Here is a 26,576-nt window from a genome sequence, read left to right as displayed (position 1 = left end):
GCGCTCAGTTGGTGGCCAGCCAGCGACGCAGAGTGATCGCCCCCTCGCGGATCTTGTCGATCTCGACGTGCTCGTCCGGGTGGTGGGCCAGATTCGGGTCACCGGGGCCGAAGTTGAGGGCCGGGATGCCCAACGCCGCGAAGCGGGCCACATCGGTCCAGCCCAGCTTGCCGATCGGGGCCGCACCCACCGCCGCCAGGAACTCCTGCGCGGGCGGGGCCTCCAGCCCCGGCAGGGCGCCGGGGGCGCAGTCGGTCACCTGCAGCTCGTACCCGGCCAGCACCTCGCGCAGGTGGGCCTCGGCCTCGGCCGGGGTACGGTCCGGCGCGAAGCGGTAGTTCACCTCGATCTCACACCGGTCCGGCACCACGTTGCCGGCCACCCCACCGTGGATCCGCACCGCGTTCATCCCCTCGCGGTACTCGCACCCGTCGATGGTCACCCGCCGGGCCTGGTACTCGGCGAGCCGGCGGAGCACCTCACCGGCGCCGTGCACCGCGTTCACCCCGTGCCAGGAGCGGGCCGAGTGGGCCCGAACCCCGGTGGTGACCACGGTGGCCCGCATGGTGCCCTGGCAGCCGGCCTCCACCACCCCGTGGGTCGGCTCCAGCAGCAGGGCGAAATCGGCCGCCAACCACTCCGGGTGCGCCTGGGCCACCAGGTGCAGCCCGTTGTACCGGGACTCGATCTCCTCCGCCTCGTAGAAGAAGTAGGTCACGTCGTACCGGGGCTCGGCCAGGGTCACCGCCAGGTGCAGGGCGAAGGCCACCCCGGACTTCATGTCGGAGGTACCGCAGCCGTACATCAGGTCCCCCCGCATGGTCGACGGGAAGTTGTTGTTCAGCGGGACGGTGTCCAGGTGACCGGCCAACACCACCCGGGAGTCCCGCCCCAGGTCGGTACGGGCCATCACGGTGTTGCCGTGCCGGTAGGTGGCCAGGTGCGGCACTCCCCGCAGCACCTGCTCGACACAGTCGGCGATGGCCTTCTCGTTGAGGGACACGGACTCGATGTCGACCAGGGCACGGGTCAGCGCCACCGGATCGGCGAGGACCTCGGGGGTGAGCGGGTTCTCCATGGTCCGCACGGTACCGTCACAACTGGCGACGGGGAGACGCGAGCCCGGCAGACCTTCGGCCGAGTGCGGAGAAGTCAGCCCGCCGGGCCGCAGTCGCGAGCAGCAGCCAGCACAGCAGGCAACGAGAGGTGAGTACGTGACGTCGACAGATTCCGCGTGGGGCATCGGCCTGTCCACCGTTACCGCCGATGACCAGGTGCTCGACACCTGGTACCCGACCGGCAAGCTGGGCCTGGGTGAGCTGCCGCTGGTGCCCGGCGAGGACGAGTCCGACGTGTTGGACCTTCCGCCGGGGGCGCTCGGTGACCGGGCCCTGCCCGGTCTGCGTACCGTGCAGGTGGTCACCGTGATCGGCTCGCTGGCCGACCCGATCAAGGACACGGCCGACGCGTACCTGCGGCTGCACCTGCTCTCCCACCGCCTGGTGCAGCCCAACCAGCTCAACCTCGACGGCATCTTCGGCAAGCTGGCCAACGTGGCCTGGACCTCCGCCGGGCCGTGCCCACCGGAGCGGGTCGACGAGCTGCGGGTGATCGAGCGGGCCGCCGGCCGCCACCTGGCCGTGTACGGGGTGGACAAGTTCCCCCGGATGACGGACTACGTGGTGCCCTCCGGGGTACGCATCGCCGACGCCGACCGGGTCCGCCTCGGCGCGCACCTGGCCTCCGGCACCACCGTCATGCAGGAGGGCTTCGTCAACTTCAACGCCGGCACCCTCGGCACCTCCATGGTCGAGGGTCGGATCGTGCAGGGCGTGGTGGTCGGCGACGGTTCGGACATCGGCGGCGGGGCCTCCATCATGGGCACCCTCTCCGGTGGTGGCACGGACCGGGTGAGCATCGGCGAGCGCAGTCTGATCGGGGCGAACGCCGGGGTCGGCATCTCCCTGGGTGACGACTGCGTGGTCGAGGCCGGGTGCTACATCACCGCCGCCTCGAAGATCGCCCTGCCGGACGGCCGGGTGGTCAAGGCCCGTGAACTCTCCGGGGTCGACGGGCTGCGGTTCTGGCGCAACTCCGTCACCGGCGCCCTGGAGGCCCACCCGCGTTCCGGCCGGGGCATCGAACTCAACGCCGCCCTGCACGCCAACGACTGAGTACGAGGAAGGGCCCCTCCCGCACGGAAGGGGCCCTGTTCAACGAAGGACTACCCGGTGGGCCCGGCGCTGTGGCGCCGGGCCCACCGCGCGGTTCACCGCAGGCGGTACGCCTGGATGATCCGCTGGGTCACCGTGCTGCCGGTGCTGTCCTGGGCGGTGGCCCGCAGGGACACGTGGTCGGCACCCCGGGGGTGCTTCACCATGGCCTGCCAGCTACTGCCGGTCTTGACCACCTTCGCCTTCTGCCAGGTCTTCCCGCCGTTGTAGGAGACCTCGACGGTCAGCGAGGTGGTCCGCCCCTTCGGGGCACCCGCCTGGCGCTGCACCTGGACCGGGATGACGAAGGCCCGGTTGGCCGGTGCGGAGTTGTGCGCGTCCAGCGGGGGCGCGAACCGGACCACACTGACCGGCAGCCGCGCGTACTCGTCGCCCCGGACATGTCCGGACCGGAAGGTCCACACGGCGCCGACCTCGGTGCTCAGGTCGGTGAAGCTGCGCTTGGCCCAGGTCTCCAGCCGGTAGTTCGCCGTACCGGGTGGCACCTCGAACTGCCCCCAGCCGTGCTCCTCGCTCTCCCCGACCAGCTTCCCGTTGCGATACAGCGCGGTACGCCCGGCATCGATCAGCGTGCCACCGATGTGACCCGCCGCATCGTTGTGCAACCCCAGCGCCACCCCGATCACGTCACCCTGGCGGGTCACACCGTCGTCCGGCCACCGCGGGGTCGAGAACGAGGGTCCGTAGGGTGCGGCGTTCCAGGTCTCCCGGTGATGCCGACCGGCCCGGTACGCCGTCGGCTCCGACCAGAAGGCGGCCACCAGGTCCAGCCACGGCTGGTCCTCCACCGGAGTACCGAACGCCAACTCGCCGAACCAGCGGACCTGCTTGGCGTTGTAGTACTCGACCCGCTGACCCGGCACCGCGACCCTCGTCACGGCCGCCCAGCCGCCCAGGTCAGGTTCGAAGACCGGGTAGACGACCCGCTCGGCCAGCGCCCCGGAATAGCCACCCTGGAACCGATGGGTGACCTTGGCCAGGTCGCTGTTGCGGTAGTGCTTGGTCACCCCGTTGGGCAGCCGGCCGGGGAAGGACTCGCCCAGCCCGTAGAAGTAGGTGCTGTTGGCCGCCTCCACGTCGGCGAACTGACTCGACACCGAACTGACGAAACGGTCCGCCGGTACCGGTCGGCCGAGCTGCCCGATGGCGATACCGCCGAAGTCATCGCCGATCGCGCCGAAGCTGGCGGCACCGAGGTCGCCGAGCAGGAAGGTCGCGTCGGCCACGGCCAGCGCCGATTTCGCCGAACGATCCGGCACGGTGAGTCGTACCGCGCCCGCCTTGCGTCCGTCGATGGTCACCGAGGTGTCCCGCTTCACCTCCAACTCCGGCCCGGCCATCATCGTCACCTGCTCGGTCGCTTCGTCGAACAGGTAGCTGACGAGCCCGTACCGGCCCTTGGGCACCCGGAGCTCGGAGGTACCGGACGGGTCGTACGCGACGAACTCGTCGAAGTTCGCCAGCCCGAGCAGGAAGGTGAAGTGATCGCCTGCCACGGCACCGTCGCGACCCAGGTGCCGCAGGGTCACGTCGTAGCTCTCCACCTCCTTGTTGATCGCCAGCGGGGTGGTCACCACCGTGTCGCCGGAGCGGGCCAGCACCCGGCCGGTGTAGTGGCCGTCCGGGCTGTCGATGCTGGTGTCCGCCGTGACGGTGGCCGAGGCCGTACCGCCGGCCGGCACCACGACCTGCTGGGTGCTGAGCGAGAACATGCCGTCCGGGGCCGACTCCCCGCCGGGGCCGGTGGCCTGCACGGTGAGATCGAGGGTGATCGCCGTACCGCCGGTGTTGCGCCAGCTCAGTTCCCGGGTGACCGGCTCGTCGTCGGCGTGCGGCCAGATGGTACGACCGAGCGAGACGCTCGCCGGTTCGCTGACCACCTGCTGGTTGATCGCCCGCGCCACGTCGACCCGACCGGCTCCCTGCTGGTACGCGGTCAGATCCGGGTGCGGCTGGGCCGAGGCCATGAGCAGGGCCTTGAGCTGTGCCGCGGTCGCGTCGCCGCGTTGCTGGGCCAGCAGGGCCGCCGCCCCGGCGACGTGCGGCGCGGACATCGAGGTGCCGGAGAGCGAGACGTAGTGCTCCCCGACCGGGTCGCCGAGCTCGGTGCCCGCGCCCCGGGCCGCGACGATGTCCACCCCGGGTGCGGTGATCTCCGGCTTCAGCCCGTCGTCGCCGACGCGCGGGCCCTGGCTGGAGAAGTAGGCGAGTTCGTCGTCGCGGTCCACCGCGCCGACGGCGAGCGCGGCTTCCGCGCTGGCCGGCGAGCCCACAGTGCCGGCCCGGCCACTGTTGCCGGCCGAGATCACGAAGAGGGCGCCGGTCTGCTCGGTCAGGGTGTTGACCGCCTCCTCCAGGGGGTCGATCTCGGGGGTGTCCGACCCACCCAGGCTGATGTTGATCACATCGGCCTGCTGATCGACGGCAGCCCAGTGCATGCCGGCCAGGATGGCCGACTCGGTGCAGCCGTACTCCTCACAGACCTTGCCGGACAGCAGGGTGGCGTCCGGGGCCACCCCCCGGTTGCGTCCACCGGAGGCCGCCCCGCTGCCGGCGATGGTCGCCGCCACATGGGTGCCGTGCCCCACGATGTCGCCCGGGTTCTCCTCCTCGCTGAAGTTCTGCGCCTCGGCGACCCGCCCGACCAGGTCCGGGTGGGCGGCGTCGACGCCGGTGTCCAGCACCGCCACGCGGACCCCCTGGCCGGTGTAACCGGCCTGGTGGGCGGCGGGGGCACCGATCTGCGGCACGCTGTGCTCCAGGGTCAGCTGCCGCTTGCCGTCGAGCCAGATCCGCTCGACACCCCCCGCATTGTCGAGCCGAGCGGCCGGGCCACCGGCGAGACTCGTCCAGAGCGCAGTGATCTCCCGCTTGTCGGCGGTGGCCGCGACCCCGCCGATGGCGGCCAGGTCGCGGGTGACGGTCACCCCCTCGGGTGCCGCGCTCCGCCGGGCCGCCCCCGGCTGGTGAGTCATCAACAGGGGCAGGTGGTCCCGCCGGGCGTCGTCGTAGCCGGCCGCGATCAGCCCGGTCACGTCGAACAGCCGCCGGTCGACCCGGCCCTCGCGAACCAACGGCAGGGCATCCTGCGGGATCACCCACAGGTGGTCCCGCTGACGCTGGGTGAGGAAGCGGATGCCGGACCGGCCCTCGGCCGGGCGTACGCTCGTCGCCCCGGACTCGGTGACGGTCACCCGGTCACCGGTGATCAGGGTGACGGTCGACTGGCCCGGCGCTGCCGGACGGGCAGTGACCTGGGGGGACTGCGGTGCGGCCGGCCCGGAGGGGGTGGCCGAGGCGGCGCCCGGCACTCCGAGCACCAGGACCATCCCCAGGCCGATGGCGGTCAGTTTGCTCCTTTGTTGCAACTGATCCTCCTGCTGTGAGCGTCTATCGATGTGAGTACATCGACACAACTAGGGTTGCATACTGAGTATGCAACAGGAAGTCGAAAATTCGACGAAGTTGAGTACTCAGGGTGTCCGGGAGGGTCACGATCAGCAGATGAGATCCATGAAGGAGCGCATGCTGGCCGGTGAGCCGTACCTCGCCGACGATCCGGACCTCATCGCCGAGCACCTGCACGCCCTGCGGCTGCTGGAACGGTTCAACTCCGCCCCCGCCGACCAGCGCGAAACCAGCCTGGCCGTGCTCCGCGACCTGCTCGGCGACCTCGGCGACCAGACCTGGATCCGCCCACCGTTCCACTGCGACTACGGCTACAACATCCGGATCGGGCCGCGCAGCTTCGTCAACTTCCAGTCCGTCTTCCTGGACCCCGCACCGATCACCCTCGGGGCCGACGTGCAGGTGGGCCCGAACGTCCAACTACTGACCCCGACTCATCCGGTCGAGCCGGAGCAGCGCCGGGCCAAGTGGGAGGCGGCCCAGCCGATCACCATCGGGGACAACGTGTGGCTGGGTGGCGGTGCGATCGTCCTCGCCGGAGTGACCGTGGGTGAGAACACGGTCGTCGGTGCGGGTGCCGTGGTGACCCGGGACCTGCCGGCAGGCGTGGTGGCGGTCGGAAGCCCCGCCCGACCGATACGCCGGATCGGCTGACCACCCGCCCGGCGACTCCGTTGGCCGCTGGGCCCGCCTCATCCAGGCTGACCGACCGGGGCTTACCTCATTCCGGTGGCGGCTCGGCCAGGCGTACCACCAGGTCGGCCCGGTCGGCGGTGCCGGCCACCAGGGCGGCGTTGACCTCGTCGCTGCCCAGCGCCCAGTCCTGGGCCTGCTCCGGCGAGCGTCCGTACGCGACATGCCGGGCGATCAGCCGACGGTGCCGCAACTCGGCGTCCAGGTCGAGGAACCATGCCTCGTGCAGCAACGAACGCAACTCGTCCCACGGCGGCTGCGGCACCAACAGGTAGTTGCCCTCGGTCACCACCAGCCGGACCTCCGGCGGCACCTCGATCGCCCCGGCGACCGGCTCCTCCAGCTCACGGCGAAACTCGGGTGCCCAGACGGAGGTCGGCTCCTTGCGTCTGAGCCGACGCAGGAGGGAGACGTAACCGTTGGCGTCGAAGGTGTCGATGGCACCCTTACGCGAGGCCCGTCCCAGCCGGTCGAGTTCGGCCTGAGCCAGGTGGAAGCCGTCCATCGGCACCAGCCGGGCGACCGGGCCGAGGGCCGCCACCACCTGTACGGCCAGAGTGGACTTGCCCACCCCGGGGGCACCGGTGATGCCGAGCAGTTGACGAGGACCGGCGTCGGCCAGCCGGCCGGCCCGCGCCACCAGATCCTCGACGGCCAACACCTCGGCGGGGGGCATCAGGACAGTACCGGTCGGGTGATGTGGAACTGCGCCCGTACGGCGGCGTGCACCCCCTGGGGCTGGGGGTCGAAGTCCAGTTGCGGGGTGCCACCGGCGGACTCCCCGGCGTCGAAGGCCATCCGCATCATCTGGGGCTGCACGGTGCCACCCTCGTCAGCCAACTCGATCAGGTCGGTGACCTGGGCACCGAGGGCCTCCGCGTACTCCCGGGCCCGTTGCAGGGCGTCGGTGAGCGCGTCGTGCCGGGCCTGGCGGTAGGTCGGGCTGTCCGGGCGCAGCGACCACCAGGGACCGGCCACCTCGACCTGATCCTGGTCGGCCAGGCGCAGCATCAGCTCACCGAGAGCGGTGAAGTCGGTGACCGTCACCGTGGTCACCACGGAACCGTGCCAGGCCACCACCCGCTCGCCGGAGCGTCGGGTCTCGGGCCGCACCCGCAGGTCACCGGTCTCCCGGCGGTCGATCGACGACTCGGCCGCATCCAGCAGCACCCGGATCGCGGCGGCCCGCTCGGCCAACCGGGTCAGCACGACCTCCCGGTCGCGGTCCCGGGCCAGCGCGGTGACCGCGAATCGGGCGATCTCCGGGTCGACCTCGCGGTAGGCCTCGCCGCGTACCGTCACCACCGGTCCGTCCACCATGACCTCACCCTAACGGCGGGGCGGGCCGCACGCCCACCGATGGTCAGGCGGAGGTTGGGCGGTGCGCCAGGTAGGTCACCACCTCGCCGTCCACCCGGCAGCCGCTGAGCTGCCCACCGGCCGCACCCAGGGCGCACAACCAGGCCACCTCCTCGGCGGGTACGCCCGCGACCGGAAACGACCGGTCCTGCTCGGCGTACGGCCGACCGGCCAGCCCTCCGCGGGCCGCGGCGGCCTCGGCGTACCGGGCGGTGAGCAGGTCGGGATCGTCCGCGCGCAGGGCCTCGGCCAGCTCGTCGAGATATCCCCGCACCTCGGCCAGCGCCGCCAGCACCTCGTCGCGGTTGCCGCGCAACATGTTCGTCGTCCGCTGCGGCGGGGTGCCGGCCACCCGGGTACCGTCCCGGAAGCTACCCGCAGCCAGGGTGAGCACGGCGTCGCGCAGCGGGGACCGCTCGGCCGCCCCCGCCAACGCCCCGGCGAGCAGATGCGGCACATGCGAGGCGAGCGCGACCACGGCGTCGTGTCGATTCGCCGCCATCGGCACCACCCGGGCGGCGAAGACCTCCGTGATCAGGGCCACCAGCCGACGGAACGCGGCAAGCCCCTCGGCAGCCGGGCAGAGCACCCAGGCCGCACCGGCGAACAGGTCCGGCACGGCGGCCGACAGGCCGGCCCGGTCGCTGCCGGCCATCGGATGACCGGGTACGAACCGGTCCGTGAGCCCCTGCGCCGCGGCGAACGCCGCCACCTGCCCCTTGGTGCTGCCGACATCGGTGAGCAGGCAGTGCTCGTCGGTCGCCGCGACGACCTCGACCAGGGTCGCCGGCAGGGTGGGCAGCGGCCCACCGAGAAAGACCACCTCCCGGTCGGCCACCGCCTCGACCAACAGGTCGGCAGTGGGTACGCCGAGGGCCCGCGCCTGTCGGCGGGTCGCCTCGTCCGGATCCCAGCCGATCACGTCCAGCCCGGCGGCGTGCAGTCGCAGCAGCACCGAACCGCCGATCAGACCGGTGCCGAGCACGGCCACCCGGGGCCGTGCCTGCCTGCCGACCACCATCGCGTACCTCGGCGTCCCGGGTCAGACCTCGGCGAGACGGGCGGCTACCGAGGCGATCCGCTCGTCGGACTCCGTCAGGGCCGCCCGGACGTACCGGCGGGCACCCGGGCCGTAGAAGACACCGGCGGCGACCAGGATGCCCCGGCGGGCCAGCCAGTCGACCGTGTCCCAGCAGTCCTCGTCCCGGGTCAGCCAGAGATAGAGCCCCGCCTCGGAATGCTCCACCCGGAAACCGGCCTTCGTGAAGGCCGCCCACAGGATGTCGCGGCGGGCCCGGTAACGCTCCCGCTGCTCGTCGGCGTGCTGCTCGTCACCCAGGGCGGCCACCATCGCCGCCTGCACCGGCGCCGGCACGATCATGCCCGCGTGCTTGCGGACCTTCAGCAGCTCCGCCACCAGGGCCGGGTCACCCGCCACGAAACCCGCCCGGTAGCCCGCGAGGTTGGACCGCTTGGACAGCGAGTGCACCGCCAGGACCGAGTCGTACGAGCCGCCGCAGACCTCCGGGGACAGCACCGACACCGGTTGCGCCGTCCACCCCAGGGGCAGGTAACACTCGTCACTGGCGACCACCGCGCCACGCTCCCGCGCCCAATCCACCACCTTGCGCAGGTGGCCGGCGGGCAGCACCCGGCCGGTCGGGTTACTCGGCGAGTTCACCCAGACCAGACCCACCCGGGAGGTCGGCCCGACGGCGGTCAGGGAATCCGCGCGTACCGTGGTGGCCCCCGCCAGCCGAGCCCCGTCCTCGTAGGTGGGGTAGGCGACCGAGGGCACCACCACCACATCGCCCGGCCCCAGCCCCAGCAGGGTGGGCAACCAGGCCACCAACTCCTTGGAGCCGATCGTGGGCAGCACACCGAGCCCGTCCACCCCGGCCCCGCAGGATCGGGCTACCCAGGCGGCGATCGCCTCCCGCAACGCGACCGTGCCGGCCGTCAGCGGATAACCCGGAGCGTCGGCCGCGTCGGCCAGCGCCCGCTGGATCACCTCTGGTACCGGGTCGACCGGCGTCCCCATGGACAGGTTGATCAACCCGTCCGGGTGCGCCGCGGCCAGCACGGCCGCGGCGTCCAGGGTGTCCCAGGTGAAGTCGGGAAGCCGTGACGAGACCGGCGCGGGCCGGCTCAGTGCCCCTCGCCGCGCGGCGGCTGCGCGGCGACGAAGGTGGCGTCCTTCTCCACCTTGCCGATCTTCGAGGCACCCCCGGGCGAGCCCAGGTCCTCGAAGAACTCGTAGTTGGCGCCGGTGTAGTCCTTCCACTGCTCCGGAACGTCGTCCTCGTAGAAGATCGCCTCTACCGGGCAGACAGGCTCACAGGCACCACAGTCGACGCACTCGTCGGGGTGGATGTAGAGCATCCGGTTGCCCTCGTAAATGCAGTCGACCGGGCATTCCTCGATGCATGCCTTGTCGAGCACATCCACGCACGGCTCGGCGATGATGTAGGTCACCGGTCTTCTCCTCCGCAAGACACGCCGCGATCACCCGCGACGCTAAGAGCCTAGTATCTCGTCGGGGAGGAGGTCGATCGTGCTCGGAGAGCAGGATTTAGGACACCGGATCGTGGTCCGGCGTGTCGTGGGCACCCGCGCCGGTCGTCCGGTCTACTCCGACGCTCTCGGCGAACTGGTCGAGGTGTCCGATTCCCACCTCACCCTCACCACCCGTACCGGGCAGGTGCGGGTCCCGATCACCGAGGTGCACCGGGCGAAGCGGGTGCCTCCGGCCCGACGCCCGGCCGCCGACGCCGTGATCGAACTCGAACTCGCCGCCGACGAGGCCTGGCCCGCACCGGTGCGCGTACGACTCGGTGACTGGCTGCTGCGGGCCGCCGACGGCTGGACCGGTCGCGCCAACTCCGCCCTGCCGGTGGGCGACCCGGACCGCCCCTTGCCGGCCGCGCTGGACGAGGTCGAGCGCTGGTACGCCGCCCGGGGGCAGCAGCCGCTGGTCACCACTCCCCTGCCGCTGGCCGCGCCGGTCGGTGCCGAACTCGACCTGCGAGGCTGGGGCAGCCGCCCGACCGTACTGGTGCAGACCCTCGCCCTACCCCTCCTCACCACGCCCTCCGAGACCGAGTCGGGCGCGACGCCGCCGGAGCCGGGTAGGTCGGTGTCGGCGGCCCTGATCGAGCTTGCCGACGAGCCCTCCGAGCAGTGGCTGGCGGTGGCGGCCAGCCGCAAGGGCGACCTCCCGGAGGCCGCCCGGCACGTACTCACCGCCGTGGACCAGGTCCGCTTCGCCCACGCGTACGTCGACGGGGCGCTGGTGGCCGTCGGCCGAGGCACGGTGACCGGCCAGGGCCGGTGGCTGGGCCTGTCGTTGATCGAGGTGCTACCCGCCGCCCGCGGTCAGGGCCACGCCACCGCCCTGACCCGAACCCTGGGCCGCTGGGCCCAAGCGGCAGGCGCAACCCAAGCCTTCCTCCAGGTGGAGCAACACAACACCCCCGCAGTCACCCTCTACCGCAAACTCGGCTTCACCACCCACCACACCTACCGAACCCGCACCCCTCCCCCTCCGCCCTCCCACCGACCTGGTTGACCATGAGGTTAGCGGCAGTCAGGGAGATCGACTTCGCCGTCAACCTCATGATCAACGGGGTGAATCAAGGGGTGGGGTGGGGGGTTAGCGGCGGGGTTTGGTGGGGGCGGATTGGGCCAGGCGTTGTAGGCGCTGGGAGCGGTAGTCGCGGCCCAGGGTGGTGAGGAGCAGGTGGCCCAGGATCGCGCCGATGCTCGTCGCCAGCAGGTAGAGCAGGACCTGCCAGAAGAAGGTGGCGCTGCCGCTGCCGAACGGGTTCTGGCCGACCAGCAACGGTCCCACCAGCATGGTCAAGGCCAGCGCCATGCCGATCGCGGCGGCGACCTCGACGCCCCACTGCGCCGGTGGGCGGGACTGCCCCCAGACGATGGCGGTCCCCGCCAGGATCAGGCCGATCACCACGAACATCCCGAGGGTCACCCGGTCGGCGGCCGCCTCGTCACCGTCGAAGCCGAACCGGATGATCAACCGGGCGACCACGTTGACTGCGAACAGCGCGATCGTGAGTACTCCGACCGCGCGCCACCGCTGACCCATCGCAAGCCTCCCGCCGTACCGTCCGCCCTCGTGGCGGACTCCTGGCAGGAATATCTACCACCCGGGCGGTGCCGTCGTCAGTAGCGACCGGGCCTGGGGGGCCCTGCGACGATCGACCGGAAGGCCGTCACCGCGAAGGCCATCGCCCCGGCCACCACCAGAGCCAGCCCCACCCAGTTGCCGATCAGCAGCACGTCACCCTCGGTGGTCCGGTCGGCGGCAGCGATCATGATCGCCACCCAGGGCAGCGCCGGCAGGGCCACCGCCCAGCGCCGACCGACCGTCTCGATGGCGAACCAGCTCAGCGCGATGTTCACCACCACGGCCACCAGCGCCGCCACCCCGATCAGGTAGCCACCGATCCGCAACGGCGCCAGCAGCAGTTCCAGCACCGCGGTCACCGCCCCGGCGACCACGGCCACGACTCCGCCGGCCACCCGCAGCCCCATATCCAGGACACGTCGCACCCCGGCCGCCCTGGGCGGCGGCGGGAGCTGCTCCTGCGGGGCGACCGACATCGCGGCGGACGAGCTCACCGTCGGCCGGCCGACAGGACCGCCGACGGCTGCGGGCTCCCACCGACGTCCAACCCGGCGAACAGGTCCGATTCCCAACCGTACGGGCCGCTGCCCGGCCCCTTGGTGCCGACCGCGAGGGTGAAGTACTCCACCCCCATGAACTCGGCACCGAAGTTGCCGGCGATCGAGTAGAGCCAGGAGTTGGCGGGAATCTGGGTGGCGTGCGCCCGCATCGCGGCCTCCTTGGCCGCGTGCTGCTCGGTGGCGTCGATCCGCGCCGCGATCTGTGGGTCCGGGGTGCAGAAGGGCAACTCCGTGGCGTCCGTGATACCGGCGAAGGGGTTGTCCGAGGCCTCCTCGAAGTGCGTCATCCCCGCCTCCAGGACACTCTGCGGCATCGCCGTCCAGTAGACCTTCGCCGGGCCGATGCCCTCCCCCGCGGCCAACTCGACCGCCCGCATCGTCACCCGGTGCGCCTGGATGTGGTCCGGGTGGCCGTAGAACCCATTGTCGTCGTACGTGACGACCACCTGCGGGCGGATCTCCCGGATGACCTCCAACAGATAGCCGGCGGCCTCGTCGAGGTCGGCCTGCCAGAAGGCGCGCGGGTGCGCGTTGGTGGGCAGGCCCATCATGCCGGAGTCCCGGTAGCGCCCCGCCCCGCCGAGGAAGCGGTGGTCGGTGACGCCGAGTTCGGCGCAGGCGGCGGCCAGTTCGGCGATCCGGTACCCGCCGAGCTGATCCGCCTCGGCGGCGGCGAGCCCGGCCAGTTCCGGGACGTGGATCTCACCCTCCTCACCCAGGGTGCAGGTGACCAGGGTGACCTGAGCACCCTCGGCGGCGTAGTAGGCCATCGTCGAACCGGTGCCGATGGTCTCGTCGTCGGGATGCGCGTGGACCAGCAACAGGCGGCGGTCGGGCAGCGTCGTCACGACGGTCACTCTAACCGGCGGTTTGTCCGCGCCGGTCCGGACGCGTCCCCGCAGGTCGCTCACATTGCGCTGGCTGCGGGCCTACCATCTGGCCTGTGGACTTTCCCGAGCTGGCCGCCCGCACCCGCAGGTTCAGCCACGGGGCGCCGCGCTCGGTCACCGTGGCCGGCGACGGAGCCCGGGTGGTCTTCCTGCGCTCCAGCGGCCCACAGGATCCGGCCGACGCGCTCTGGCAACTGGACGTCGCCACCGGCGAGGAGTGGCTGGTCGCCTGCCCGCTCACCCTGCTGGGGGCGGACGCCGACCCCGCCGCGCTGAGCCCCGGGGAACGGGCCCGCCGCGAACGGATGCGGCTGTCCGCCTCCGGCATCGGCTCGTACGCCGTGGACGCCGCCGGTCGGGTGGCGGTGTTCGCGCTGGCCGGTCGGCTGTTCCGAGCCGACCTGGTGCACGGCGACGTGATCGAGGTGCCGGTCGCCGGACCGGTCCTCGACCCCCGACCCGATCCGACCGGCCAACGGCTGGCGTACGTCACCGACACGGCCGAGGGGGTACGCCGGGGGCAGCTGCGGGTGGTCGACGGCGACGGCACCGACAGCATCCTCGCCGGTGAGGACTCCGGGGTGGTCTGGGGACTGGCCGAGCACATCGCCGCCGAGGAGTTCCACCGGCACCGGGGCTACTGGTGGGCACCGGACGGCCGTTCCGTGCTGGCCGCCCGGGTCGACGAGACCCGGCTGCCCCGCTGGCACCTGCACGACCCGGCCCAGCCGGCCAGCCCACCGGAGAGTGTCGCGTACCCGGTGGCGGGTGGCCCGAACGCGGAGGTCAGCCTGCACCTGCTCGACCTCGACGGGGGTTGGGTGGATGTGCACTGGGACCGGGAGACCTACCCGTACCTGACAGCGGTGCACTGGGCCGAGGGCGCTCCGCTGATCACCGTGCTGCGCCGTTCGCAACAGCACGGGCTGGTGCTCGCCATCGACCCGCGTACCGGTGAGACCCAGGTGCACGCCGAGCTGGCCGACCCCCGCTGGGTGGAGCCGATCGCGGGCACTCCGGCGCATCTGCCCGACGGGCGGGTGCTGGTCGGCGGCGAACTGGCCCACGACGGGTACGACGCCCGCTGCCTCTTCGCCGACGGCACCCTGCTGACCCCACCCTCGCTGTACGTACGTCGGGTGGTCGGGCGGCTGGCCACGGTCAGCGGACCGGCGGACCTGCTGGTGGAGGCCAGCGACGGGGAGCCGAGCGAGCAGCACCTGTTCCGGGTGCGTACCAGCATCGGTGGCGGGGTGGACGCCCGCCGGTTGACCACCGACTCGGGCTGGCACACCGCCGCGGTCGGCGGGGAGGTACTGGTCATCGGCACCGCCTCGCTGGACCACCCCGGGATCCGCTGGACCGTACGTCAGGGCGACCGGGAGGTGGCCACCCTGCGGTCGCTGGCCGCCACCCCGTCGTACTCCCCGCTGCCCCTGCTGGAACGGGTGACCGACCGGCGGCTGCCCTCGGCGGTGCTCTACCCGGACAATCACGTCACCGGCCGACGGCTGCCGGTGCTGCTGGACATCTACGGCGGGCCCGGCCACCAGGAGGTGGTGGCCACGCGAGCAGCCTGGCTGGAACGACAGTGGTGGGCCGACACCGGCTTCGCGGTAGTCGTGATCGACAACCGGGGCACTCCGGGCATCGCGCCCTCCTACGAGAAGGCCATCCACCGGCGGGTCGCGGACGTGATCCTCGCCGACCAGGTGGATGCGCTGCACGCCCTGGCGGACAAGCATCGCGACCTGGACCTGGATCGGGTGGCGGTACGCGGCTGGTCGTTCGGCGGGTGGCTGGCCGGGCTGGCGGTGCTGCGCCATCCGGAGCTGTTCAAGTGCGGGATCGCCGGTGCCCCGGTCACCGACTGGGCCCTCTACGACACCGCGTACACCGAGCGCTACCTGGGCATGCCCGACGACGGCCTGGACGTGTACGCCCACCACTCGCTAGTCGACCTGGCCGCCGAGCCGGTCACCGACCCGGCCGAGGCCCGCCCGTTGCTGCTGGTGCACGGCATGGTCGATGACAACGTGGTGGCCGCCCACACCCTGCGTCTGTCGGCGGCGATGCTGGCCGCCGGGCGACCGCACTCGGTGATCCCCCTGACCGGCGCGACCCACATGGCCGCCGGTGGCCTCTCCGAACGCCTCCTCCGCCTGGAACTCGACTTCCTCCGCACCCACCTGACCTGAGGAGGTGCAAGGAAGGGCACCTTGTTAACGCCTGCGGTAGAGCAGGGGTCCCCGGTTAACAAACCGGCCAGCGGGCGTCGGTGGGCTCGCCTAGGGTCGGCCCATGAGCGAGTTCGAGGTGGCGACTGCGGCCGTGCAGGCCGCCCTGGACGCGGGCGCCAGGTACGCCGACGCGCGGGTGATGCACCGGCGCTACGAGTCGATGTCCGCCCGCAACGGCGAGATCGATGCGCTGACCCAGGACGAGAGCCTGGGGTTGGGCGTACGCGCGCTCGTCGGAGCGAGCTGGGGCTTCCACGCCGTACCGGAGTTGTCCGACCGCGCCGCCCGCGACGCCGGTCACCGGGCTGCCCGGACCGCCGCCGCCAGTGGCCTGGTCCCCGGCCCCCCGGTGGACCTGGTCCCGGTCGCGCCCACCACCGCCAGCTGGTCATCGCCGTACGATGTGGACCCGCTAGCGGTCTCCCTGGCCACCAAGGGTGACCTGCTGGTGGCCGCCACCGCCACGGCGGCCGACCACGGGGCCGACCTGGCCGAGGGGCTCTACCAGATCTGGGACACCACGAAGTGGTTCGTCTCCAGCGAGGGCCACCGCATCGACCAGCACATCCGGGAATGTGGCGGCGGCATCTCGGCCACCTCGATCGGCGACCGCGAGACCCAGCGCCGGTCCTGGCCCAGCTACCGCGGCCAGTACGGCACCACCGGCTGGGAGCTGGTCGACTCGCTGGACCTGACCGCCCACGCGGCGCGGATCGCCGAGGAGTCGCGGGAGCTGTTGACCGCGCCGCTGTGCCCGGCCGGGGAGACCGACCTGATCCTCGGCGGTGAGCAGTTGGCGTTGCAGATCCACGAGTCCGTCGGGCACGCCATCGAACTGGACCGCATCCTCGGTTGGGAGGCCGCCTTCGCCGGTACCTCCTGGCTGGACCTGGCCCAGCTCGGCTCGCTGCGCTACGGCTCGGAGCTGATGAACATCACCATCGACCCGACCATCCCGGGCGCGCTGGGCAGCTTCGGCTACGACGACGAAGGCTCCCCGGCGGTCAAGCGGGACGCGGTACGCGCCGGGCGGTGGGTGGGGGTGCTGGCCGGGCGGGATTCGGCCGCCGTCGCGGGCCTGGACTACGGCGGCAGCGTACGCGCCGACGGCTGGGCGCGGCTGCCGATGGTCCGGATGACCAATGTCGGCCTGGAACCCGGCCCGCACACCCTGGAGGAGATCATCGCCGCCACGGAGGAGGGGGTGCTGATGGACATCAACCGGTCCTGGTCGATAGACGACAAACGGCTGAACTTCCAGTTCGGTTGCGAGATCGGGTGGGAGATCCGCAAGGGCCGGCGCGGGCGGATGCTGCGTAACCCCACCTACACCGGCATCGGGCCGCTGTTCTGGCGCTCGATGGACATGCTCTCCTCCGAGATCGTCCCGTGGGGCACCCCCAACTGCGGCAAGGGTCAGCCCGGTCAGATCGGGCACACCGGTCACCCGGCCGCCCCGGCCCGCTTCCGCAACGTCCGGGTAGGAGTTCAAGCGTGAGCGCGAGCGCGGACAGTGAGCTGGCGATGGCCGGGCAGGTGATCGAGTTGGTCGGCCGGCTCGGCGGGGTGGGTGCGCAGGCCGAGGTGACGGTCAGCCGGGGGGAGTTGGCGTTGACCCGGTTCGCCAACTCCGCGATCCATCAGAATGTCGCCGAGTCCGCCGTGGAGGTCCGGCTGCGGGTCCACCTGGCTGGTCGTACCGTCGCCGGTAGCGGCACCACGGTCACCTCGGAGGGTCTGCGCGGGCTGGTGGAACGGGTGTTGGCGGCGGCCCGGTTCGCACCGCGGGATCCGGCCTGGCCGGGGCTGGCCCCACCGCAGCCGGTGGCGGCCCCGCCGCCGTGGGACGCGGCCACCGCGCAGGCCGGGCCGGATGATCGGGCGGCGCTGGTCCGGGCCTTCGTCGACGCGGCCGGTGGCCTGGAGACCGCCGGCTACTGTCGGACGGCGGTACGGACGGTGGCGTTCGCGAACTCGGCCGGTCAGGCGGTGCAGGGCCGCACGGTCGAGGCGGCGATGGACGGGATCGCCCGGGCCGACGGCGCCGACGGCACCGCCCGCGACTGTGCGCAGCGGCTGACCGACCTGGACGCCGCCGAGTTGGGGCGCCGGGCCGCCGCCAAGGCCCGCGCCGGAACCGACCCGATCGAGTTGCCGCCCGGACGGTATCCGGTGGTGCTGGAACCGGCCGCCGTGGCCGACCTGCTGCAGAATTTCTCCTGGTACGGCTTCAACGGCAGGCAGTACGCCGAGGGGCAGTCCTTCGCCGAGCCCGGGGTGGCCCAGTTCGATTCGGCGGTGACCCTGGTCGACGATCCGCTCGGTGCCGCCGGGCTGCCGTTCGATCTGGAGGGTACGCCGACGTACACCCTGCCGCTGGTGGAGGCGGGCGTCACCCGAGCGGTGGTGCACGACCGGCGCAGTGCCGCCGAGGTGGGCGGCGAGTCCACCGGGCACGCCTGGACCGGCAGCAGCACGATCGGCCCGGTCCCGCGTAACCTGCGCCTCGCTCCAGCCACGACAACCACCGACACCCCAGGCGTCCCGACAACCGCCACAGGAACAGCCGGGGCGGTGGCCGATGCGGACACTGCCGCCCTGGTCTCCCGGATGTCACGCGGGCTGCTGGTCAGCGACCTGTGGTACACCCGGGTACTCGACCCGAAGAGTCTGGTGATCACGGGACTGACCCGCAACGGGGTGTGGCTGGTCGAGGACGGGCAGGTCACCCGCGCGGTGCGCGATCTGCGGTTCACCGAGTCGTACCCCCGGGCTCTGGGGCCGGGTGGGGTGCTGGAGCTGGGGCGGCGCGCGGTCCGGCAGCCGGGTCGTTGGGACGGGGTCTGGTGGGAGGCGCCCGCGCTGCGGCTGGCCGCATGGAACTTCACCGGAGGAGCGTCCGGCTGACCAGCCATCGGCCGCTGGTCGATCTTTTTGGGACGCTCGCATATTGATCATGGCGAGAGGGTTTCCAAAGAGCGGGACACACGGGACACTGCCTTGCGCGGACGGCCCGCCTAGATCGGCGTAACGTGTGTCACTTAGCTGCTCCGGTACGCCCGGCGCGGTCGTTGGTGTGCGCATGACGTGGCAAACGGATTCGGCAGCGCCGATCCGGGTGCCGACCGGGAAGTGTTCCGCCGCCCGTGAGAGGGCCCCGTCAGGGAGACGACACGAATGACATCATCGGCAACGAAGCTGCGGGGGGCGCGCGCCCGCGCCGCCATCGCGGCGAAGACGTTGCGTACGGACCGTTGGTGGATCGCCCCGCTGATCACGGTCATCGGCCTGAGCGCATGGGTGGCGTACGCAACCGTCCGGGTCTTCATGCACAAGTGGTACTGGGTCGAGCAATACCACTACCTGACCCCGTTCTACTCCCCCTGCGTGACCGACCGGTGCATTCCGGAGGCCTCCCACTTCGGGCAGTACCTACCCGGCTGGTGGATCATCCCGGACGCCGCCTTCACCCTGCCGTTCCTGCTGCTGTTCCGGCTGACCTGCTACTACTACCGCAAGGCGTACTACCGGTCGTTCTGGCTCTCGCCGCCGGCCTGCGCGGTGCCGGACGGGCACGCCTCCTACGGCGGTGAGACCCGTTTCCCGCTGATCGTGCAGAACTCGCACCGGTACTTCTTCTACTTCGCCGCGATCATCTCGCTGATCAACACCTGGGACGCCATCGCCGCCTTCCGCAGCCCGGAGGGCTTCGGCTTCGGCCTGGGCAACCTGATCCTGCTCGGCAACGTGATCATGCTGTGGGCGTACACCATCTCCTGCCACTCCTGCCGGCACATCATCGGTGGCCGGTTGAAGCACTTCTCCAAGCATCCGGTCCGGTACCGGGCCTGGGGCTACGTCTCCTGGCTGAACGTCCGGCACATGCAGCTCGCCTGGATCACCCTCGGCACGTTGGCGCTGACCGACTTCTACGTCATGTCCGTCGCCGCCGGGTGGATCTCCGACCTGCGGTTCATCAACTAGGGGCCCCACACCATGACGACCAATTCTCAGCACGACACGAGCACCACCACTCGCATCGAACGACACCACTACGACGTGGTCGTGATCGGGGCCGGCGGCGCCGGTCTGCGGGCGGCGATCGAGGCCCGGCTGGCCGGCAAGAAGACCGCCATCATCTCCAAGTCGCTGTTCGGCAAGGCCCACACCGTGATGGCCGAGGGTGGCGCCGCAGCCGCCATGGGGAACGTGAACAGCCGGGACAACTGGCAGGTGCACTTCCGGGACACCATGCGCGGGGGCAAGTTCCTCAACAACTTCCGGATGGCCGAGCTGCACGCCAAGGAGGCACCGCAGCGGATCTGGGAGCTGGAGACGTACGGCGCGCTGTTCGACCGTACGAAGGACGGGAAGATCTCGCAGCGCAACTTCGGCGGCCACGAGTACCCCCGGCTGGCCCACGTCGGCGACCGGACCGGCCTGGAGCTGATCCGCACCCTTCAGCAGAAGATCGTCTCCTTGCAGCAGGAGGACAAGCGGGAGTTCGGCTCGTACGACGCCCGGATCAAGGTCTTCTCCGAGACCACCATCACCGAGCTGCTGCTCGACGGTGACCGGGTAGCCGGGGCCTTCGGCTACTACCGCGAGTCCGGGGAGTTCGTCCTGTTCGAGGCGCCGGCCGTGGTGCTGGCCACCGGCGGCGTCGGCCGCTCGTACAAGGTCACCTCGAACTCCTGGGAGTACACCGGGGACGGGCACGCCCTGGCCCTGCGCGCCGGGGCGACCCTGATCAACATGGAGTTCCTCCAGTTCCACCCCACCGGCATGGTCTGGCCGGTCTCGGTGAAGGGCATCCTGGTCACCGAGTCGGTGCGCGGTGACGGCGGGATCCTGAAGAACTCCGAGGGCAAGCGGTTCATGTTCGACTACGTCCCGGACGTCTTCCGCAAGCAGTACGCGGAGACGCCCGAGGAGGCGGACCGCTGGTACACCGACCCGGACAACAACCGGCGCCCGCCGGAGCTGCTGCCCCGCGACGAGGTCGCCCGCGCGATCAACAGCGAGGTCAAGGCAGGCCGGGGTACGCCGGCCGGCGGGGTCTACCTGGACATCGCCTCCCGGTTGCCGGCCGAGGAGATCCGCCGCCGCCTGCCCTCGATGCACCACCAGTTCAAGGGCCTGGCCGACGTCGACATCACCAAGGAGCCGATGGAGGTCGGCCCCACCTGCCACTACGTGATGGGTGGCGTCGAGGTCGACCCGGACACCGGTGCCGCGTACGGCTCGGTGCGCGGGCTGTTCGCCGCCGGTGAGGTTTCCGGGGGCATGCACGGCTCCAACCGGCTCGGCGGCAACTCCCTGTCCGACCTGCTGGTCTTCGGCAAGCGGGCGGGTGGCCACGCGGCCGGTTACGTCGACCAGCTGGCCGCCCGCCCCCGGGTGGCGGTGGCCGCGGTGGAGACCGCGGTGGAGACCGCGCTGGCTCCGCTTCAGCGGGACACCGGGGAGAACCCGTACACCCTCCAGCAGGACCTTCAGGCGGTGATGGGCGACCTGGTCGGCATCATCCGGCGGGAGGCCGAGCTGGAGGACGCCCTGGCCCGCCTGGCGGAGCTGCGTGAGCGGGTGGCGAAGGTCAGCGCGGCCGGTGGCCGCCGCTACAACCCGGGCTGGCATCTCGCGTTGGACCTGCGCAACATGCTCGTCGTCTCCGAGTGCACCGCCAAGGCGGCCCTGGAGCGCCGCGAGTCGCGGGGCGGGCACACCCGCGAGGACCACCCGACCATGGATCCGCAGTGGCGGCGGGTCAACCTGGTCTGTTCGCTCGACGGGGACACCGTCCGGCTGGACCGCAAGCCGCTGCCGAAGATGCGCGCCGAGTTGATCGGCCTGTTCGACCGCGCGGAGTTGGCCAAGTACCTCACCGACGAAGAACTCGCCGAGTTCGACGCCTTCGCCGCCGCAGACGCCGCGGCCACCGACGCCGTCGAGAAGGAGAACAGCTGATGGGTACGAAGCGTCAGTTCCGGATCTGGCGGGGTGACGCCGACGGTGGCGAGTTGCAGGACTACACCGTCGAGGTGAACGAGGGCGAGGTGGTCCTCGACGTGATCCACCGGTTGCAGGCCACCGACGCGCCGGACCTGGCCTGCCGGTGGAACTGCAAGGCGGGCAAGTGTGGTTCCTGCTCGATGGAGATCAACGGGATGCCCAAGCTGGGCTGCATGACCCGGATGTCGACCTTCGAGGAGAACGAGACCGTCACGGTCACCCCGCTGCGCACCTTCCCGGTCATCCGGGACCTGGTCACGGACGTGTCGTTCAACTACGAGAAGGCGCGGGAGACCCCTGCCTTCGCTCCCCCGGCCGACCTGGCCCCCGGTGACTACCGGATGCAGCAGGTCGACGTGGAACGCTCGCAGGAGTTCCGCAAGTGCATCGAGTGCTTCCTGTGCCAGACGGTCTGCCACGTCATCCGTGACCACGACGACAACAAGCCGGCCTTCTCCGGGCCTCGGTACTTCATCCGGGCCGCCGAACTGGACATGCACCCCCTGGACACCCGGACCGACCGCAAGGAGTACGCGCAGTCGGATCAGGGCCTCGGATACTGCAACATCACCAAGTGCTGCACCGAGGTCTGCCCCGAGCACATCAAGATCACCGACAACGGGATCATCCCCATGAAGGAACGGGTCGTCGACCGCAGGTACGATCCTCTTGTGTGGCTCGGCAGCAAGATCTTCCGGAGGGGTCAAGTGCCTCAGACCAGCGTGACCAGTGAACACTCCCCGGGCGCGGTGCGCTCCAGCGCCACCGGCCACGGTGTGCACTCGCACGCGGGCGGCTCGCACGACTCCGCCGCCGAGGTGCAGGCGCAGCAGGGCGTCAACTGGCACCGCGAGGTGCCGCATCCGACCGCCCCGGCAGTCGACGCGAACGGCAAGCTCCCCCTGACGGAGCTGACCTTCGACCGCGCCGCCGCCCCGAGCCCCTTCGGCGACGACGTGACCTTCCCGCTCCCGCCCGAGCACCTCAACTTCGCGCACCCCGAGCAGGACGAAAAGCACTAACCACCGCGAATGGGGGAGGGGCTGCGGCGATGCCGCAGCCCCTCCCCCATTCCCCCCGCTTGCGCTTGCGCCGCCCCGCCCCAGCCCCGTTGATCATGAGGTTGACGGCAGTAGTCGATCTCCACGGTGCCGCCAACCTCATGATCAACGGGGCTGGGGCGGGAGTTGTCCACAGGAGGTGGGCGGGGTTATCCACAGGGGCTGCGGTGGGGGGTGGGGGCGGGTCAGGGTAGCGGGGTGGATCGAGAGGGACGGATTTCGTGGGTGGCGGCCCGGCAGGACGGGCTGGTGGGTCGGGGGCAGGCGCTGGAGGCCGGTTTCACCCGGCATGAGGTCGACAACCTGGTCACCTTCGGGCGGTGGCAGGCGCTGGCTCGGGCGGTTTACCTTCCGCGCCCGGTCTGGGCGGTGCAGCCGTCGCGGCGTCAGCAGGTCCGGGCAGCGCTGCTGTCGCTGGGGCCGACCGCGTTCGCGGTCTTCGGGACCGCCGCAGAATTGCACCGGATCGGCGGCCTGCCGGCGTCCGACGAGATTCACATCGGCCTGCCCTCGACGGCCGCGAAGCAGGCCCGGATCAGACAACCCCACATCGTGCTGCACCAACTGGACCACCCGGTGAAATCGCTGACCAGCCTGGGCGGCCTGCTGGCCACCGACCCCATCAGCACGGTCAGCGACGTCATCCTCCGCGTCCAGCGGTACCCGGCAGTCTCGGTGCTCGACTCGGCGCTCAACCGTGGATTGCTGATCAAGGAAGATCTCGGGTTGATCGCCCGCCGGATCAGGCGCAGGCGGGGCGCGGTAGCCGCGCGCGGCTACCTGGCAGAGGCCGACGGGCGGGCGCAGTCCCCGCTGGAAACCCGCGCCAGGCTGCGTTGCGTAGACGGTCGGGTGCCACCCGAGACCCTGCAACTGGAGGTACGCGATGACGACGGCTACCTGCTCGGCATCGGGGATCTGGGCTGGCGTAGGCGGAAAGTGATCGCCGAGGCGGACGGCCGAGGCGCGCACGACATCCCGGAGGCGATCTTCGCCGACCGCCGCCGCCAGAACCGCCTGGTCAACGCCGGCTGGTCCGTCCTCCGCTTCACCTGGCAGGACACCCTCGACCCGGCCTACATCCCCTGGGCAGTCCGCCAAGCCCTCTCCACCCCCTAACCCACCCCAACCCCCCACGCACCTCGCCCTCGCCCTCACCCCATTGATCCCCGTTGATCATGAGGTTAGCGGCACCGTGGAGATCGAATACTGCCGCCAACCTCATGATCAACGGGGCTGGAAAGGGGGGCGAGAGGGGGGTGGGGGGTGGGGGGTGGGTTAGGGGGATTGGAGGAGGGGGTGGAGGGCGGCGACTATGGGGGTGTCGGCGGGGAGCCAGGGGACGGTGTCCAATTCGGTGGCGGAGAGCCAGCGGAGTTCGGAGTGTTCCAGGGCCTGGGGGCGGTCGCCGTGGAGCAGGCGGGCGGCGTACACCTTGAGGACGCTGCGGCCGTGGGCCATCCGGACGTTGCGGCCTACCCGCTCGCCGATCTCCACCCGTACGCCTAGTTCCTCGGCGCATTCGCGGACGAGCGCTGCGGTTTCGGTCTCCCCTGGCTCCACCTTGCCGCCGGGGAACTCCCACATGCCCGCCACCTCTGGTGGCGCGGAGCGCGCACAGGCCAGCACCCGGCCGCCATCGATGATCGCCGCCCCGACGATCACCTTCGGCTCTCGTGGGGCAGCCTGTCCGTCACCGTTCGCCCGTTCGGTCCACACGGGCGTCCAGCGTGCCAGATCAATCGGCGGTTTGGGTAGCTTGGTCGTCCGTCAGGCCAGGAATCCCCGGAAGTGTGGGCGTGGACACACCCTGCATGCAACGTAAGACTAGGGACACCGACAATGACACGGGGCGGCGACGATTTGGCCACAAGCCGGCAACGAAGCCTGGGAGGCGCGGTGATGCGTGCGCTGTTCGGCGGTCGTACGAAGCACGACTACCTCAGCGACGCCCTGACCCTGCTGAACGGGTGGACGCGTGAGGGCGAACAGATCCGGCGTACGTTGGTAATCGACGACAGTCAGCATGCCGCATTGACGGAGCGAGTCAAGGTTGTCGCGGACGCCCTTCATATCCGGCCGGAGATCAGCCGCCGCGCCGACCACACCACCCAGATCCGGGTCGGTCACGGCAACTGTCCCCTCACTGAGGGTGAGGTCCTGTTGGCCGCTCGCATCGAGGACGCGTACCGGGCCGTGGCCGAACCGGGCGAGGGCCTGCCCGGCTGACCGGAAACGGACCGGCTGACCTGAGGTGAACTGGCGTCGGCCGCCTACCGTGGGGCTCATGGCCAACCCCACGTACGACCGCAAGGAACAGTTCCAGCAGATCCAGAGCGGCCTGCTCGACGGCGAACAAATCATCGCCGTGTACGACGCCGTCGGCACCGGCACCGGGTTCATCGGGCTGACCGACCGGCGGGTGATCATCCAGGACCGCTCGTTCATCGGCAAGCGGTACGCGATCACCAGCATCCCGTACTCGAAGGTCACCAGCGTCAGCGTGGTCAGCAACAAGTCCTGGGGTGGCTCGTTCTTCTCCACCGGCGCCATCGCCATCCACGTCGGCACCCACACCTACGAGGTGGAGTTCCGGGGCGACCAGAAGAGCCACCACGTGCACAACGTGATCCTGCACTACATCAGCTGACCAGGCCGCTCCCCCAGCCCGAACCGGGCCCCACCCACCGGATCGGTCACCGGGTCAGCCGCAGGGAACACGGCCCGTCGTGGTCGGCGCGCAGCACACACCGCCGACCGCCGACCACCCGCAGATCACAGAAGACCCGATGGCGTACGCCCTGGGAGTCCTCGGCCGAGACGGTGGTCTCCCCCGGGTCGGTCTGGGCGAGCAGACTCGCCCACCGCGCCACGACTCGACCCAGGCGTACGGCGGCGGTCAGGTCCCCGGCGACCACCGGCAGGTGGATGACGTACCGCTGACCCATCAGCGCTGCCCCGCGTGGGCCCGCTCGGCCTGCTCGGACTGCCAGCAGCGCAACGCATCCTTGATCCGGTCGGCCTCCTGCCTGCTGACGCCGAGGGCGGAGTAGACGCTGGCCAGGTCGTCGGCCACCTGATCCAGGAACTCACGTACCTCTTCCGGATCGAGCCCACGCCGCCAGCGCCGGGTGGACCGGAACTGCCGACCCCGCACCTGCCACGGCCGCAACGGTGAGTACGCCGCCGACCGGTAGTAGCCCGGCTCGTGCGTCTGCCGAACCGACTCGCCCCGACCGGCCCACACCCACCGTCCGATACGCCGGAGGATTCCCACGCCCTACCCCTCCCGTTGTGGATCTTCCTGGAAGTGGGCACCCGCCAACCCCGGCAGGCGGGTGCCCACGGCCCTGCCACCGCAGCCCACCGGCAGTACGGCGACAGAGCAGCTCAACGTCACGCTCGGGAGTGAGGCACCTCGTGTTCCCGCCTCCCACATCGAGCGCACAACCGACCATAGCAATGTGGCGACAATCCAACAATGCATCATGGCTATATAGCCGTGTCGGGTCGTTCCTATGGCGGCACAAGGCTTGCTTCATGACGATCGATCCGCGCTCCCACACGCCGGTGTACGTCCAGCTCGCAGACCTGATCCGCGAGCAGATCGAGACCGGTGCCCTGGCTCCCGGATCGAGCATCGGCAGCGAGGCCCGGTTGAGTCAGGAGCACGGGATCGGACGCGACGCTGTACGGATGGCCATCTCCTTGCTTCGCTCGGAGGGACTCGTCACCACGAGCCGCCCGTTCGGCACCCGGGTCCGGGAGACTCCCCAGCGCAGAACGGTCCAGCTTCCGGCAGGTGCCGCCGTGGTCGCCCGGATGCCGAGCGGTGCGGAGCGGAGGTCGTTTGACCTGGACGAGGGCGTCCCCGTCCTTGAGGTGCGCTACCCGGACGGCAGCACGGAAAGCTTCCCGGGCGACGAGGTGGAGCTGACCTTCCCGTAGTGCTGCTTCACCCCCGCCATGGGA

At 70.9% G+C, this 26,576-nt stretch carries 26 protein-coding genes; 13 read left to right on the top strand and 13 right to left on the bottom strand.

From position 1 onward, the window contains the following. Positions 1-4 precede the first annotated feature (4 nt). A complete protein-coding gene (gene dapE, locus ACLQ2T_RS09890; protein ID WP_425765698.1) occupies positions 5-1,078 on the bottom strand; it encodes a succinyl-diaminopimelate desuccinylase in 1,074 nt (357 codons plus the stop codon). A 136-nt stretch (positions 1,079-1,214) separates the two neighbouring features. Between dapE and dapD the strand changes: the two genes are divergently transcribed. Beyond that, positions 1,215-2,174, top strand: a complete 960-nt coding sequence (dapD, locus tag ACLQ2T_RS09885) for a 2,3,4,5-tetrahydropyridine-2,6-dicarboxylate N-succinyltransferase (protein WP_425765697.1) — start codon at positions 1,215-1,217, stop codon at positions 2,172-2,174. 95 nt (positions 2,175-2,269) lie between these two features. Here the strand turns inward: dapD and ACLQ2T_RS09880 are convergent, their stop codons facing one another. Continuing rightward, positions 2,270-5,563 carry a S8 family serine peptidase gene (locus ACLQ2T_RS09880; protein WP_425765918.1) on the bottom strand — a complete coding sequence of 1,098 codons (3,294 nt, stop codon included), beginning with the start codon at positions 5,561-5,563 and terminating at the stop codon, positions 2,270-2,272. Positions 5,564-5,738: 175 nt separating this feature from the next. Between ACLQ2T_RS09880 and ACLQ2T_RS09875 the strand changes: the two genes are divergently transcribed. Then, positions 5,739-6,296 (top strand): sugar O-acetyltransferase, encoded by a 558-nt coding sequence (locus tag ACLQ2T_RS09875; protein WP_425765696.1) that lies wholly within the window; start codon positions 5,739-5,741, stop codon positions 6,294-6,296. Between the two features lie 67 nt (positions 6,297-6,363). Here the strand turns inward: ACLQ2T_RS09875 and ACLQ2T_RS09870 are convergent, their stop codons facing one another. From ACLQ2T_RS09870 to fdxA, 5 genes are read right to left on the bottom strand one after another with little or no spacing between them, the layout of a single operon-like run. Next, positions 6,364-7,011 carry a nucleoside/nucleotide kinase family protein gene (locus ACLQ2T_RS09870; RefSeq protein ID WP_425765695.1) on the bottom strand — a complete coding sequence of 216 codons (648 nt, stop codon included), beginning with the start codon at positions 7,009-7,011 and terminating at the stop codon, positions 6,364-6,366. Beyond that, positions 7,011-7,655, bottom strand: coding sequence for an SIMPL domain-containing protein (locus ACLQ2T_RS09865; RefSeq protein ID WP_425765694.1), 645 nt, complete (start codon positions 7,653-7,655; stop codon positions 7,011-7,013). The genes ACLQ2T_RS09870 and ACLQ2T_RS09865 overlap by 1 nt, the downstream gene beginning before the upstream one ends. A gap of 43 nt (positions 7,656-7,698) precedes the next feature. Next, positions 7,699-8,715, bottom strand: coding sequence for a prephenate dehydrogenase (locus ACLQ2T_RS09860; protein ID WP_425765693.1), 1,017 nt, complete (start codon positions 8,713-8,715; stop codon positions 7,699-7,701). A gap of 21 nt (positions 8,716-8,736) precedes the next feature. Continuing rightward, positions 8,737-9,846: a succinyldiaminopimelate transaminase gene (gene dapC / locus ACLQ2T_RS09855; protein ID WP_425765917.1), complete on the bottom strand. Its 1,110-nt coding sequence runs from the start codon at positions 9,844-9,846 to the stop codon at positions 8,737-8,739. Then, complete coding sequence (gene fdxA, locus ACLQ2T_RS09850) at positions 9,843-10,169, bottom strand: ferredoxin (protein ID WP_007464872.1); 327 nt, start codon at positions 10,167-10,169, stop codon at positions 9,843-9,845. The genes dapC and fdxA overlap by 4 nt, the downstream gene beginning before the upstream one ends. 79 nt (positions 10,170-10,248) lie before the next feature. Here fdxA and ACLQ2T_RS09845 point away from each other — a divergent pair, with 79 nt between their 5' ends. After that, the gene (locus ACLQ2T_RS09845) at positions 10,249-11,262 is read left to right on the top strand and encodes a GNAT family N-acetyltransferase (RefSeq protein ID WP_425765692.1); all 1,014 of its coding nucleotides are present in this window, start codon (positions 10,249-10,251) and stop codon (positions 11,260-11,262) included. Between the two features lie 84 nt (positions 11,263-11,346). Here ACLQ2T_RS09845 and ACLQ2T_RS09840 read toward each other — a convergent pair whose 3' ends face one another. The 3 genes from ACLQ2T_RS09840 to mshB form a co-directional block, all read right to left on the bottom strand. Beyond that, positions 11,347-11,799, bottom strand: coding sequence for a hypothetical protein (locus ACLQ2T_RS09840; protein ID WP_425765691.1), 453 nt, complete (start codon positions 11,797-11,799; stop codon positions 11,347-11,349). A 77-nt stretch (positions 11,800-11,876) separates the two neighbouring features. Next, positions 11,877-12,317, bottom strand: a complete 441-nt coding sequence (locus ACLQ2T_RS09835; RefSeq protein WP_425765916.1) for a hypothetical protein — start codon at positions 12,315-12,317, stop codon at positions 11,877-11,879. Positions 12,318-12,331: 14 nt separating this feature from the next. Then, on the bottom strand, positions 12,332-13,258 hold the full coding sequence (mshB, locus tag ACLQ2T_RS09830; protein WP_425765690.1) for an N-acetyl-1-D-myo-inositol-2-amino-2-deoxy-alpha-D-glucopyranoside deacetylase: 927 nt from the start codon (positions 13,256-13,258) through the stop codon (positions 12,332-12,334). Between the two features lie 86 nt (positions 13,259-13,344). Here mshB and ACLQ2T_RS09825 point away from each other — a divergent pair, with 86 nt between their 5' ends. The 7 genes from ACLQ2T_RS09825 (at position 13,345) to ACLQ2T_RS09795 (ending at position 23,723) form a co-directional block, all read left to right on the top strand. Then, positions 13,345-15,489, top strand: coding sequence for a prolyl oligopeptidase family serine peptidase (locus tag ACLQ2T_RS09825; RefSeq protein ID WP_425765689.1), 2,145 nt, complete (start codon positions 13,345-13,347; stop codon positions 15,487-15,489). A gap of 103 nt (positions 15,490-15,592) precedes the next feature. Further along, the gene (locus tag ACLQ2T_RS09820) at positions 15,593-17,029 is read left to right on the top strand and encodes a TldD/PmbA family protein (protein ID WP_425765688.1); all 1,437 of its coding nucleotides are present in this window, start codon (positions 15,593-15,595) and stop codon (positions 17,027-17,029) included. Between the two features lie 26 nt (positions 17,030-17,055). Then, positions 17,056-18,438: a TldD/PmbA family protein gene (locus ACLQ2T_RS09815; RefSeq protein WP_425765915.1), complete on the top strand. Its 1,383-nt coding sequence runs from the start codon at positions 17,056-17,058 to the stop codon at positions 18,436-18,438. A 270-nt stretch (positions 18,439-18,708) separates the two neighbouring features. Then, positions 18,709-19,515, top strand: coding sequence for a hypothetical protein (locus ACLQ2T_RS09810; protein WP_425765687.1), 807 nt, complete (start codon positions 18,709-18,711; stop codon positions 19,513-19,515). 12 nt (positions 19,516-19,527) lie between these two features. Further along, positions 19,528-21,498 (top strand): fumarate reductase/succinate dehydrogenase flavoprotein subunit, encoded by a 1,971-nt coding sequence (locus ACLQ2T_RS09805; protein ID WP_425765686.1) that lies wholly within the window; start codon positions 19,528-19,530, stop codon positions 21,496-21,498. After that, on the top strand, positions 21,498-22,565 hold the full coding sequence (locus tag ACLQ2T_RS09800) for a succinate dehydrogenase/fumarate reductase iron-sulfur subunit (RefSeq protein ID WP_425765685.1): 1,068 nt from the start codon (positions 21,498-21,500) through the stop codon (positions 22,563-22,565). Before ACLQ2T_RS09805 ends, ACLQ2T_RS09800 begins: the two co-directional genes overlap by 1 nt. A 264-nt stretch (positions 22,566-22,829) precedes the next feature. Further along, positions 22,830-23,723, top strand: a complete 894-nt coding sequence (locus tag ACLQ2T_RS09795) for a hypothetical protein (protein WP_425765684.1) — start codon at positions 22,830-22,832, stop codon at positions 23,721-23,723. 159 nt (positions 23,724-23,882) lie between these two features. Here ACLQ2T_RS09795 and ACLQ2T_RS09790 read toward each other — a convergent pair whose 3' ends face one another. Further along, entirely contained in the window at positions 23,883-24,323 is a 441-nt protein-coding gene (locus ACLQ2T_RS09790; RefSeq protein WP_425765683.1) for a (deoxy)nucleoside triphosphate pyrophosphohydrolase, read from the bottom strand. Positions 24,324-24,506: 183 nt separating this feature from the next. On the opposite strand from ACLQ2T_RS09790, the gene ACLQ2T_RS09785 reads away from it, so the two are divergent. Continuing rightward, a complete protein-coding gene (locus tag ACLQ2T_RS09785; protein WP_425765914.1) occupies positions 24,507-24,833 on the top strand; it encodes a 4a-hydroxytetrahydrobiopterin dehydratase in 327 nt (108 codons plus the stop codon). A gap of 58 nt (positions 24,834-24,891) precedes the next feature. Next, complete coding sequence (locus tag ACLQ2T_RS09780) at positions 24,892-25,254, top strand: PH domain-containing protein (RefSeq protein ID WP_425765682.1); 363 nt, start codon at positions 24,892-24,894, stop codon at positions 25,252-25,254. 46 nt (positions 25,255-25,300) lie between these two features. Here ACLQ2T_RS09780 and ACLQ2T_RS09775 read toward each other — a convergent pair whose 3' ends face one another. Both ACLQ2T_RS09775 and ACLQ2T_RS09770 read right to left on the bottom strand, forming a co-directional pair. After that, positions 25,301-25,552: a hypothetical protein gene (locus ACLQ2T_RS09775; RefSeq protein WP_425765681.1), complete on the bottom strand. Its 252-nt coding sequence runs from the start codon at positions 25,550-25,552 to the stop codon at positions 25,301-25,303. Next, entirely contained in the window at positions 25,552-25,851 is a 300-nt protein-coding gene (locus tag ACLQ2T_RS09770) for a DivIVA domain-containing protein (protein ID WP_425765913.1), read from the bottom strand. Before ACLQ2T_RS09770 ends, ACLQ2T_RS09775 begins: the two co-directional genes overlap by 1 nt. Before the next feature lie 293 nt (positions 25,852-26,144). On the opposite strand from ACLQ2T_RS09770, the gene ACLQ2T_RS09765 reads away from it, so the two are divergent. Continuing rightward, positions 26,145-26,552 (top strand): winged helix-turn-helix domain-containing protein, encoded by a 408-nt coding sequence (locus ACLQ2T_RS09765; RefSeq protein WP_102660878.1) that lies wholly within the window; start codon positions 26,145-26,147, stop codon positions 26,550-26,552. Positions 26,553-26,576: the final 24 nt, after the last annotated feature.

The organism is Micromonospora sp. DT229, assembly GCF_049844505.1.
Classification (GTDB): Bacteria; Actinomycetota; Actinomycetes; order Mycobacteriales; family Micromonosporaceae; genus Micromonospora.
This window is presented reverse-complemented; position numbering and strand designations above follow the sequence as displayed.

What these genes read in the sequence shown, in the direction of transcription:
- dapE (WP_425765698.1), bottom strand. Translation starts at nt 1,078, where the DNA reads ATGGAGAACCCGCTCACCCCCGAGGTCCTCGCCGATCCGGTGGCGCTG.
- ACLQ2T_RS09880 (WP_425765918.1), bottom strand. Translation starts at nt 5,563, where the DNA reads ATGGTCCTGGTGCTCGGAGTGCCGGGCGCCGCCTCGGCCACCCCCTCC.
- ACLQ2T_RS09875 (WP_425765696.1), top strand. Translation starts at nt 5,739, where the DNA reads ATGAGATCCATGAAGGAGCGCATGCTGGCCGGTGAGCCGTACCTCGCC.
- ACLQ2T_RS09870 (WP_425765695.1), bottom strand. Translation starts at nt 7,011, where the DNA reads ATGCCCCCCGCCGAGGTGTTGGCCGTCGAGGATCTGGTGGCGCGGGCC.
- ACLQ2T_RS09865 (WP_425765694.1), bottom strand. Translation starts at nt 7,655, where the DNA reads ATGGTGGACGGACCGGTGGTGACGGTACGCGGCGAGGCCTACCGCGAG.
- ACLQ2T_RS09860 (WP_425765693.1), bottom strand. Translation starts at nt 8,715, where the DNA reads ATGGTGGTCGGCAGGCAGGCACGGCCCCGGGTGGCCGTGCTCGGCACC.
- ACLQ2T_RS09840 (WP_425765691.1), bottom strand. Translation starts at nt 11,799, where the DNA reads ATGGGTCAGCGGTGGCGCGCGGTCGGAGTACTCACGATCGCGCTGTTC.
- ACLQ2T_RS09835 (WP_425765916.1), bottom strand. Translation starts at nt 12,317, where the DNA reads ATGTCGGTCGCCCCGCAGGAGCAGCTCCCGCCGCCGCCCAGGGCGGCC.
- ACLQ2T_RS09820 (WP_425765688.1), top strand. Translation starts at nt 15,593, where the DNA reads ATGAGCGAGTTCGAGGTGGCGACTGCGGCCGTGCAGGCCGCCCTGGAC.
- ACLQ2T_RS09815 (WP_425765915.1), top strand. Translation starts at nt 17,056, where the DNA reads ATGGCCGGGCAGGTGATCGAGTTGGTCGGCCGGCTCGGCGGGGTGGGT.
- ACLQ2T_RS09810 (WP_425765687.1), top strand. Translation starts at nt 18,709, where the DNA reads ATGACATCATCGGCAACGAAGCTGCGGGGGGCGCGCGCCCGCGCCGCC.
- ACLQ2T_RS09805 (WP_425765686.1), top strand. Translation starts at nt 19,528, where the DNA reads ATGACGACCAATTCTCAGCACGACACGAGCACCACCACTCGCATCGAA.
- ACLQ2T_RS09800 (WP_425765685.1), top strand. Translation starts at nt 21,498, where the DNA reads ATGGGTACGAAGCGTCAGTTCCGGATCTGGCGGGGTGACGCCGACGGT.
- ACLQ2T_RS09785 (WP_425765914.1), top strand. Translation starts at nt 24,507, where the DNA reads ATGCGTGCGCTGTTCGGCGGTCGTACGAAGCACGACTACCTCAGCGAC.
- ACLQ2T_RS09780 (WP_425765682.1), top strand. Translation starts at nt 24,892, where the DNA reads ATGGCCAACCCCACGTACGACCGCAAGGAACAGTTCCAGCAGATCCAG.
- ACLQ2T_RS09775 (WP_425765681.1), bottom strand. Translation starts at nt 25,552, where the DNA reads ATGGGTCAGCGGTACGTCATCCACCTGCCGGTGGTCGCCGGGGACCTG.
- ACLQ2T_RS09765 (WP_102660878.1), top strand. Translation starts at nt 26,145, where the DNA reads ATGACGATCGATCCGCGCTCCCACACGCCGGTGTACGTCCAGCTCGCA.